Annotated in this window: 7 protein-coding genes; all 7 read right to left on the reverse strand. The window is 51.4% G+C overall.

Annotated features, from left to right (window positions below; genetic code table 11):
• Positions 1-44: 44 nt before the first annotated feature.
• The 7 genes from C5S61_RS09645 to polA all read right to left on the reverse strand — a co-directional run bounded on the left by C5S61_RS09645 (position 45) and on the right by polA (position 10,465).
• The gene (locus C5S61_RS09645) at positions 45-1,355 is read right to left on the reverse strand and encodes a DUF58 domain-containing protein (protein WP_110514849.1); all 1,311 of its coding nucleotides are present in this window, start codon (positions 1,353-1,355) and stop codon (positions 45-47) included.
• Positions 1,355-2,302 (reverse strand): AAA family ATPase, encoded by a 948-nt coding sequence (locus C5S61_RS09650; RefSeq protein WP_110514850.1) that lies wholly within the window; start codon positions 2,300-2,302, stop codon positions 1,355-1,357. Before C5S61_RS09650 ends, C5S61_RS09645 begins: the two co-directional genes overlap by 1 nt.
• 65 nt (positions 2,303-2,367) lie before the next feature.
• Positions 2,368-3,534: a DUF4350 domain-containing protein gene (locus tag C5S61_RS09655; protein WP_110514851.1), complete on the reverse strand. Its 1,167-nt coding sequence runs from the start codon at positions 3,532-3,534 to the stop codon at positions 2,368-2,370.
• A 1-nt stretch (position 3,535) separates the two neighbouring features.
• Entirely contained in the window at positions 3,536-4,438 is a 903-nt protein-coding gene (locus tag C5S61_RS09660; RefSeq protein ID WP_110514852.1) for a DUF4129 domain-containing protein, read from the reverse strand.
• Positions 4,439-4,460: 22 nt separating this feature from the next.
• Complete coding sequence (locus C5S61_RS09665) at positions 4,461-5,375, reverse strand: hypothetical protein (protein WP_124033416.1); 915 nt, start codon at positions 5,373-5,375, stop codon at positions 4,461-4,463.
• A gap of 102 nt (positions 5,376-5,477) precedes the next feature.
• Positions 5,478-7,586 (reverse strand): response regulator, encoded by a 2,109-nt coding sequence (locus C5S61_RS09670; RefSeq protein ID WP_110514854.1) that lies wholly within the window; start codon positions 7,584-7,586, stop codon positions 5,478-5,480.
• Between the two features lie 17 nt (positions 7,587-7,603).
• Complete coding sequence (gene polA, locus C5S61_RS09675) at positions 7,604-10,465, reverse strand: DNA polymerase I (RefSeq protein ID WP_110514855.1); 2,862 nt, start codon at positions 10,463-10,465, stop codon at positions 7,604-7,606.
• Between the last annotated feature and the right edge of the window lie 361 nt (positions 10,466-10,826).

Below are 10,826 nucleotides of genomic sequence, written 5' to 3' on the forward strand. Positions count from 1 at the left end.
AAAATAATGAGGATCACGGGGCAATGTAGCCCCGTGATTGGCGGTTAAATTAATCCCCGACCTTTGAACTCCAGATATTTATTAATCACCGAAACTGTGAGTTTATTTGCTGGTACATCGATAGTGTGTACGCCAGCTTGGTTCAGCGTGTCGAGCACCACGCGGCGCTCATCGAGCACCATTTCGGCCACTGCTCGCTCATAGACATCGGTCGAGTTTGCGGTTGATTTGCCAGCGTAGCCGACTAAGTTGGGGTCGCTCATCACCACGCACAAGGCTAGGTGGGTTTTGGCCAAGCGCGCCATATGTTGAATCAAGGGCTTGGCTGTATCCATCGTGCTGAGGTCGGTAAAAATCACCACCAGCGAACGCCGCTTATTCTTCAAGCCCAAGTAGGAGATTGCGCGGCCATAATCGGCCTCGACTGGCTGTGATGGCAAGTTATACAGCATCTCCAACATTTGATAAAACTGGGCCTTGCCCCGCCGTGGCTGCAAAAAACGCCCCACATGGTCAGCAAACGAAAGCATGCCAATATGATCGCCCTTGAGCATGGCCACATAGCCGAGCATCAAGGCGGCGTTAATCGCATAATCCAGCTTGGCAATATCGTTGATCGTTGGGCGCATCAAGCGTCCGGTATCAATCACCGAAACCACATATTGCGAGCGCTCAGTTTCGTATTCGGCGGCAATTAGCTTATTGCGGCGGGCGCTGGCCTTCCAGTTAATTGCTCGAAACTCATCGTCGGGTGTGTATTCGCGTAGCCGCTCAAACTCGGTGCCCGAGCCAAAAACCCGCGCTGTCCGCAAGCCAAGCTCAAACAACATACCTTTGCGGGCCAGCATATCGTATTTGCGCACATCAAGCACATTGGGGTAAACCTTAACCAATTCGTCGAAGGCGATTTTGGATTGGCGCAAAAAGGTGCCAAGGGTGCTGGTGTAGCGCAGGTTGATGTTGCCAAAGCGATAATCGCCGCGCCGCAGTGGCCGCACATGGTAGCTCACTTCTTGCACGCTCTCTGGCTCGACCTTGGTCTTGAGAATCAGCGCATCGCTGGGAAACTCCACCGGAAATTCGTCGCGAATTTGCAGATCGAGGGTGCGTTGGCTTTGGTTATGCACGGCCAGCGTAATCAGGTTTTGTTCGCCAATCGAGAGCTTTGGTTCGTTGATGCGCGCCACTTCCAATAATGTTGGCTTGGGCGTGATAAACCAATCGACGGCCACAAAGCCAATCAGCAATAGCACATAGACCCAGATTGTCCAGCGGAAATCGGGGTTTTCGGCCCCGATGACCACCGGAACTAGGCCTGCGAGCAGAATTCCTAATAAACGGCGCGATGGAATCATCAGCGAGGAACCTCAATACGCCCCAAAATCCGCGTCATGGCGGTATCTGGGGTTAAACCTTCAATCTCTGCCTCTGGTTTGAGAATAATCCGATGGCGATAGACTGGGCGGGCCAAGAACTTCACATCATCGGGCACAACATACTCGCGGCCTTGCATCGCCGCAAAGGTTTTGGCGGTTAAGAGCAAGGCAATCGAGGCGCGGGGCGAGCCACCCAGCACCAAATCTGGCGAGCGACGTGATTCTTGGGCAATGGCATTGATATAGTTGATTACGCCATCTTCAACCCGCAAGCGACCAATTTCATCGCGACAGCGCATAATCGTTTCTGGTGTGACGGTTTGTTGCAAATTAACGCTGCTCAAATTGCGTGCGTTAAAGCCTTGGTTATAGCGGCGCAGCACCTCAAACTCAACTTCTGGTGGGCTATAGCCCACCAAGACTTTGAACAAGAAGCGGTCGAGTTGGGCTTCGGGCAATGGGTAGGTGCCTTCGTATTCCATTGGGTTTTGAGTGGCGATCACGAAGAATGGTTGTGGTAACGGCATCGTCTCGCCATCAATCGTAACTTGTTGCTCTTCCATGGCTTCGAGCAAGGCTGCTTGGGTTTTGGCAGGAGCGCGGTTAATTTCGTCGCCCAGCAAAATTTGAGTAAAAATTGGGCCTTTGCGCAAGCGAAACTGGCTAGTTTGCATCTCATAGACGCTTGTGCCCATCACATCCGAGGGCATCAAGTCGGGGGTAAATTGCACCCGCTTAAACTCAGCTTGCACCAAATGCGCCAAGGTTTTGGCCATCAAGGTTTTGGCGGTGCCAGGCACACCTTCAAGCAACACATGGCCGCCGCTTAGCAAGGCAACTACCAGTTGCGTCCAGGTTTCCTCTTGGCCAACAATAACTTTACTGGCCTCTTGGCGCATATATTCGGCAACTTGTTTAACCAGCATTGATCCTCCAATATCATTCTCACGAGCACCGCACGATGCCCGTAGCCTAGGCAAAAAGAGCGTGCTTAAACCCGACCTTGTTGTTCCCATGTGTGAATAAAGCGATCAATATCGCTGACCAAAGCCAAGATGCTGGCTTCGCTCGGGTTGGGTTGGCTTAAATGGTTGAGCAAATGGGCAAGGTGATTGCGATCAATTGTATCGGAATAGCGTTGAACTTCGTTGATAAACTGTTGATCATCAAGCTTTGGATTGATTCCATAGGGCTTGGCGATGCGGCGTTTGAGGTAGGTTTTATAGTGGACTTGCATATGTTCAGCTTGGCGGCCTCGTTGAAACAAATTTGCCATCGATTGAACATATTCGCTGCTATTACGCTGCATCAAATCGATTTTGCTTGGCACAATTTGGCCAAAGCGGCGGCCTGATAATAAAGCCCACAACCCAACGACAATCGCACTATACACCATTGCTGCAACTAATGGCGAGTAGGGCTTAGCTGGCACTGGCGCAGCTTTTGGCGGCAAGGCACGGCCATGATGCACTTCATCGAAGGCAATCGTGCCACCTGCAGGGGTGCGATTAACCATATTCAAAATTAAGCGTGCATTACTTTCACGAAACAAGCCAATGTTGGTAAAAATATCAACGTTGGTCGAGGCGTAAATCATGCCGCTGCCACGACTAATGCCGAGCAAGGTTGGCTGCTGCTCCGTGCCGATAATCACTTGGCTATTTTGGCGGGTTCGCTCAAAATACTTCATTGTGTGATAATCGTCGAGGCTGGTAACATCAGGATTGACCAAGCTGTGGCTGGGTTTGGCGGTTGTAACTGGATTCAGGTCTTCATAGGGTGTAACCGTCAAGTCTAAGCGCGTGAAGATCCCGTTTTGTTCATTATCAACGATGATCAGCGTAGCGCCAGTTTCTTCGACCCAGCGCATAACTGCATCAATTTCATCGACTTGCCAACCATCGAAACGTTCCGAAGGCAGCGAGATCATGACATTGATTGCTTGATCAAGGTCATCAAAACGGCGATATTCGTAGATTTCGGTTTGATAGCCAATTTTGCCAAACCAGAGTGGCAGGGCCGCTGCGCCGAAGGCACTTTCATTGTAAATCGAGCCAGCTTCGTTATTGTTATTTTGCAAATCGAGCGAACTGAACAAAAAAATCACCAGCGCGATAATGCCAACGACAATTGCAATAGTTTTGACTTTACTACTCATCTTAGCGTACCTCGCGCAGGCTTGTCACTTGTTGGCGATAGTGATCAAAGGTTGTTTGATCAACCTCGGCAATGCCATACCAGACTCGATCGAAGGTCTGAATAACGGGAGCTAGGCGCTGATGTAACGGCGTATTGCTGGGCACTGCTGCCAATACCTCGCGGTTGGTCAAGGTCCGGTCGTAGCGCAACATGCCGCGTTCCTCCAGCCATAACAAGGTTGAAAGATACAAATAGCGCACTGCATCGCGGAAATTGGCTTCTTCGGCGGCGACTTTATCGGCGCGTTCAATCGCCTGCACACTGGTTAATTTTTGCTCTTCAGCGGGAGCCTTGCGGCGTGCAACCTTGACATTACTGCGCTGCACGGTTCTAGCAATATACAGAATCAACCCCAGCACAAACACCACCGCAATCACGGTAAAGCACGAGGTTAAGCCATCGCTAAAGAGCCAGCGCAGAAAATTGACATTAGGTGGTGCTGGTGCGTCTTGAGGCTTGAGCTTATCAAATGGGTCGGTATTCAAAATAACGGTTAAGGTTTCGAGGTCTTGGGGCGCATATTCGCGGCCAGCGGTCAGTGCTTCGAGCATGGCTGCCAAGCGATCGCGGATAATGAGCAAATTTGGGGTTGTGCTCGCCAACGCATCCTTGAGCCATTGATGATTTACATCAATCAGATCTTCGCTGCGCGTACGAAGCTGCTTAAGCGCAACGATTTTGTCGCTGGCCTCGCGCAGCCCAATTTCATCAGTGCGTTGGGCTGCGGTAAAGGCTTCGCGGAGCAATTGGGTATAGTCGTTGACGCTGACGACCTCAGGTGCTTGGGCTTGGGCAATCAAGGGCTGGGCCAAAACCCCGCTCATAAGCAACAAACAAGCTAGCATTCGCCAAATTCGATACATCTCAACCTCTCAATTAGGCTATTTATTGTTGCACATTCAAGCTTGGGTTGCTTGGCACCCCAGCATACGCTAAGCGAATTTGATCATAGTATAGCAAGGTAAAGCCAATATAGGCCATTGGTAAGGTCATAATCGAGGTAACTGTTGATAAGCCTTGGGTCAGCGCAATCGCCATGGCACTGGTTTCGCCAAACAGCGCCATCGCAATCGCACTGATAATCGTCGTTACATAGCTGGCGAGAACGCCTAAAAGCACCACCAAGATGATCCAAATATTGCTAATGCGGCCAAATGCACCTCGCGTTAACACCCACGAGTGATGGATGGCGCGAAATACATCAATCCGCTCGGCTACAATAATTTGTGGCACAAGGCTCAGCCGAACCCCAAAAAACCACAGCAAGCCCAAGCCTAAAACAAGGCCAGGCAGCTGGGCTAAGGCAAAAAACAGCGCTATAAAGAGAGCTAAAACGCACATGCAGCCCCAGGCAAACAGCGAGGGCAAATGGCGTAAACTGCTTAACACGACGTTGAGCAAGCGTGGCTTGGCTTGGCGGTAATGTTCACCAACCGCGATGACACTCGCCGCCATAGCCAGATTGCGCATAATGAAAATTGAAAAAAAGTAAACCCCCAACATACCCCAAATGTAGGGCGCAATATCAGCCCGTGGATACTCCAATACCCACATGCCATCGCCCATTTGGCCATTTTCAACCCGCCGCGTCATTTCGGCCATAATGACGTTCAACTGCGATGTAGCCCGAGCTTCCACCCCGTTGGCTTGCATCCAGAGCGTTCCAATCAGGAATGGCACGACTTGGAGCGCGGCCAAGCCCATAAACAAGCTCGAATAGCGCCGAAGCAGGTTGAGTGCTCCGCGAATTAACGTAAATAATGGCATTGGTGTGGGAGTTGATGATGGAGACTGCTGCACAAGAACCCTCTGCTTAAACACCATGGGAGCGGCGAGAATGCTACCGCTAGCATGTATTATACCGCAGCCCCCAAGCTTCTGATAGTGCAAAAGTAGGCTAAGTTAGGCCAAATTCATGGCTTCGCTTGGCAAGAGGGGAAACTGAAGTAGGGCGGTAACTCCAGGCTCAGGGTCATTTGGAATCAAACTGATCGAGCCGGCAGCACGCCACATTACTGCCGCACAAATTGGCAAGCCCAAGCCCAAGCGTTGCGGGCCATGGGTCGTCCAGAAAGGCTGCCAAATATCGCCAAAGGCATCAGCAGGAATTCCTTGGCCAGCATCACGGAAGGCCAAAACCGTTGCATGTTCAGTTTGATAGGCCTTGATCACAATCCCTGCGTGGCTTGAGCCAGATTCCAAGGCGTTGTTGATCAGCTCAATGCATAGGGTCAGCAAGTCGCGTTCTTGCAACAGAACATACAAGTTGGGCTGAATTTCTAGCCGCAAATCTTCGACCGAGTGATGGACTTGCAAGGCTTGATCGATCAAGCTTGGCAGCGCTTCGCTGAGATCAATCGGAAATGGCGCAGGATTGCTACGGCTGGCACCTTTGAGCAGATGAATCCGCTGCACCATCTCTTTGCCGCCACGCACATGCTTAACCACTTCAGATAATAATTCGCGCTGGGCTTCATCGACTGCATCAAGCTCGGCCAATTGGGTATTGCCCAAAATCACTGCCAATAAATTGTTGAAGTGATGGGCCATTTGGCCTGCTAGCTGCGCCATATTGCGCAAGTAGCCCAATTCTGCTTGCTCAGTTTGGCGCGCTGCTTGGTCGGCGACAGTTTGGGCATTGGCCAAGGCTACGGCAAAATGCGGGCGAGCCATTTCCAAAAGCGCCACTTCTTCATTGCTAATGTGGCGATCTTTGATGGCAATTAGCAGCACACCCAACAAGCGAGCCTGATGATGCAGCGGCACTGCGGCGCAGCCTTGATAGCCAGAATCGAGCAATTGTTGGGTGATTGGCACTAAGCTATCGGTGCCTAAAACACACGAATAGACTCGGGTAATTGTGCCAAGCTCAGTCAGCAAATGGAGACTTGGCTGATCGTTGGGCATGCAGAAGGCATCACGTTGCGAGGTATAGGCCAAATCAATAACTGCATTGCGATACGAATACCAAGCAATGGCAACTGGCCCCATAATTTGCTGCAACTCTTGCTCGATACTGCGATACAGCGAATGGAGATCCAAATTGGCGCTTAACGATTGGGCCAAATTATTGACCAATTGCAACTGACGGGTTTGGCGCGCTAGCTGTTCGCGCATTTGAGCTTGGCGAATCGGCCCAATAATTTGATGCGCAATCAGCTCAAGCAACACTTGATCATCGGCACTAAAATGGTCAATGATGCTATGATAGACCGCCAAAACACCCAACGGCCCACTCGCATCGCCAATTGGCACAATCAAGGCTGAACGCACGCTAGCCGCCGATTGATCAAGCGCCAGCCAACGTGAATCCTCGCGCACATCAGCAATCCGCACCGTTTCACGGCTGCGCAAGGCATAGCCTGCTGCGCCTTCTTTGACCACGCGCTTGACCCGCTCAAGGTTGTGCGAAACCCCATCGTCGGTAGTCAGAATTTCCACATCAGCAACATCGTGCAACAAAAACAGATTGCCATGGTCGGCGTGCAAGGCTTTGGTGCTGACCTCGACCACATGCGCCAACATGCCCGAAATCGACTCGATGCGGGTTATATCGCGGGTTATATCGGCAATCAGGGCAAAGCGTTCGCGCTCGGCCTCGACCCGCGACAGCACATGTTTGAGCCGAATTGCCGCCCGCAAACGCGCACGCAAGGTTGCCGAATCAACTGGCTTGAGCAGAAAATCGTCTGCGCCCTCGAAGTAGGCTTGTTGACGCACCGCCAATTCTGCTGCTGCCGTCACCACGATCACCGGAATATAATGATGATCACGCTGGGCACGAATCGTCTTCAGCACTTCAATGCCATCAATGCCGGGCATAAAAATATCGAGCAAAATGGCATCTGGCGGCGTTTGGCGCACAAACTCCAACGCCGCCATGCCATGCTCAGCCTCAGCGGCGAGGTAGCCCGCCGCTTCAACATAGCGCCGCACAATTGAACGATTTGAAGATTGATCATCGACGATCAACACTAATGGCTGTTGACTAAATTCGTGCATTTCAGTCATGCAGGGTTCCTAAATTACTAAGCTGGGGCGTGCCAGCGCTGAAGTTGGTCCCAATTCAGCCCTGTTTCGACGTTTACTTCCAATGGCACGGCCAAATCGGGATAGACTTGGGTCATCGTATCACAAACTAATTGGGCGACTGCATCACGCTCAGCCTCGGGCACTTCCAACACCAATTCGTCATGCACTTGCAGCAACATTTTGGCCTGATAGCCACCTTCAAGCAAGGCTTTTTCCAAGCGAATCATGGCCAATTTGATCAAATCGGCAGCTGTGCCTTGGATGCCTGCATTGGTTGCTTCACGCTCGAAGGCGCTGCGGCGTGGCCCGGTTACGCCGCCATCTTGTAATTCGCGGAAGTAGCGGCGACGACCAAACAGGGTTTCAACATAGCCCACCGCCTTGACCCGCTCCAAGGTGCGGTCGATATAGCTTTTTAGGCCAGGATATTGGGCAAACAAGCCGCTGATCATTTGTTGGGCTTCGCCGCGTGAAAGGGCTGTGCGTGCAGCCAAACCAAAGCTGCTAATGCCGTAAATGATGCCGAAAACCGTCATTTTGGCAATTCGGCGTTGGTTTTTGCTGACTTCATCCATCGGAATGTCGAACAAGCGCGCTGCTGTTGCCGCGTGAATATCTTGGCCGGTTTGAAAAACTTCGACCAAGGCTGGATCGGCGGTGATGTGGGCCAAAACCCGCAATTCAATCTGCGAATAGTCGGCGGTCATCAGCACATGGCCTGGGCGAGCCACAAAGGCGCGGCGAATTTCGCGGCCTTCTTCGCTGCGCACTGGAATATTTTGCAAGTTGGGCGAATCTGAGCTTAGCCGCCCAGTTTCTGCGCCAATTTGGCGATATTGGGTATGTACGCGGCCAGTTTTTTGGTTAATCAATTCAATCAAGGCATCAACGTAGGTCGATTTGAGCTTCGACAAACGGCGATAGCGCAAAATCATGGCGACGATGCCGCTTTGATCGTGGTTTTGCAAATCTTCCAAGGTTTCTGCATTGACCGAGTAAACCGCACCGCCGCTGCGGGTTGTGCCAGCCAAACGTTTGAGATTGGCGGTTGGTAGTTTAAGCCGAATAAACAGCAGATCATTTAAATCGAAGCGCGAATTGATATTTAATGGTTCGCCCACAAATTCGGCAATGTGCTGCTCGATTTCGCGCAAACTTTGGCCCAACACTTGGCCTTGTTGCACAAGTTGCGCCCGATCAAGCCCGATGCCACAGGCTTCCATGCGCATCAACACAGGGCTAAGCGGCATTTCAATTTGCTCGAAAACCTCGCGTACCGCTGGAATTGCCCCCAGTTGTGGCATAAACAGCGCCAACAAACGGGCGGTCATATCAACATCGGCGCTGGCGTAGGGCGTTACTTGCTCAATCGCCACTTGATCCATGGTAATTTGCTTTTTGCCGCTACCAATCAAAGTTTCGATTCTGGTCATCTCAATTGGGCGATCATCAGCGTCGCGCAATTCGGCAAAGGCCAAATCCTTAAGGCTCTGGCGTTTGCCCAATAAAGCGGCAGCGATGGCGGTATCAAAGCTCAAATGCGGCACATCAAGCCCAATCAGGCTGAGTGCGCTCATATCGAACTTGCCATTGTGGGCCACCACAGCTTTTTTGGGGTCGCTAAACAATGGTTGCAAGGCGGCGACAACCTCGGCTACGGTCAATTGCTGGCCGCTGCGATGCGCCAAGGGAATGTACCAACCACTGCCAGCAGTGTGGGTCAGCGCAATCCCAACGACGCTGGCAGGCACTGGCGAAAACAAATTCAGGCTATTGGTTTCAACATCGAAGATTAAACGTTCAGACTCAGCCAAAATTCTTACCAATTCGGCCAATTGTTCGCTGGTGGTCACCGCTTGATAATTGCCAGATTGAGCAATTAGCTCAGCGCTTGGTGGCGTGGCATCATCGAACATCGTTAATTGGCTGGGATTAGTGGTTTGCGGCACGGCAACAACTTGCACTGCACTGACATTGCTCGAAAGTGGCAGTTTATCGACCAACTTGCGAAATTCGAGTTGGCTGAACAACGCCAGCACCGTATCTCGATCGTAATCGTGCACTTTGGTGGCTTCGAGATCCAAGGTTACTGGCGCATCGGTGACGATGGTGGCCAAGTGGGTGCTAAATCGAGCTGCTTCGTGCTGGCCATCGAGCTTTGAGCGATAGCGATTGGCGACTTTATCGAGGTTGGCGTAGATATTTTCGACGCTGCCCCATTCGTTGAGCATGCTAATTGCGCCAGCTTCGCCAATGCCCTTAACCCCAGGAATGTTGTCGGAGGTATCGCCTTTGAGGCCGCGCAAATCGGCGAGTTGGTTTGGATTCAAGCCTTTGTAGCGCTCGCGCACTTGGGCCTCATCGTAGAGCGACACATTGCCCTTGCCATAGGGATTGGCCAACAGCACCTTGGTATAATCGTTGACCAATTGCAGCGTGTCGGTATCGCCAGTGATGATCAATGTATCGACACCCTGAGCCTCTGCTTGACGACATAATGTGCCAATGACATCATCGGCCTCGTAGTTTTCGGCAGTGTAAATTGGAATATTCAGGGCATTAATAATTTGCTTGATGCGCTCAAGTTGGGGGTGAAAATCGGCGGGTGTTTCAGCGCGACCAGCTTTGTATTCTGGGTAAATATCATCGCGGAAGGTGCGACCAATATCAAACGAAACCGCCACATACTCTGGTTGGCGCTCGCGTAACAAGTTGAGCAAAATTGATAAAAAGCCTTGGACTGCGTAGGTTGGTTCGCCAGTTGCCCGAACCGACATGCCCGTGTCGCGAAGCGCAAAAAAGGCGCGAAACGCCAGCGCATGGCCATCAACCAAGACGAGCGTGGGTCGCTGCTGCATATGATCCAAACCTCCTGAAACACAACATCCACCCTGCATTGTAGCAGTATTTTGCTGCAATACCTAGGCGAGCGTAATCGAACATTTGTTCATTTTAACATAGAAATTTGTGCATGATAAGCCTACGAGGCTGAAGGCTATTGGCTACAGGCTCTAGGTTAGAGAAACCGCGAAGAACGCGAAGGCTGCTTTAGGCCACGAATTGCATGAATAATTATTTTTAACCACAGATTGGCACAGATTAATTTCTCGCCAGCCAAGAGCCATGGTTCCTCTGCGCTAAAACTCCGATCCACGAAGGACACGAAGGGCACGAATAATGTTCCGATAGCCAATAGCCTCGTCCCCGATCCCCGACCCC

Origin of the sequence: Herpetosiphon llansteffanensis (assembly GCF_003205875.1) — a bacterium.
Lineage (GTDB): Bacteria > Chloroflexota > Chloroflexia > Chloroflexales > Herpetosiphonaceae > Herpetosiphon > Herpetosiphon llansteffanensis.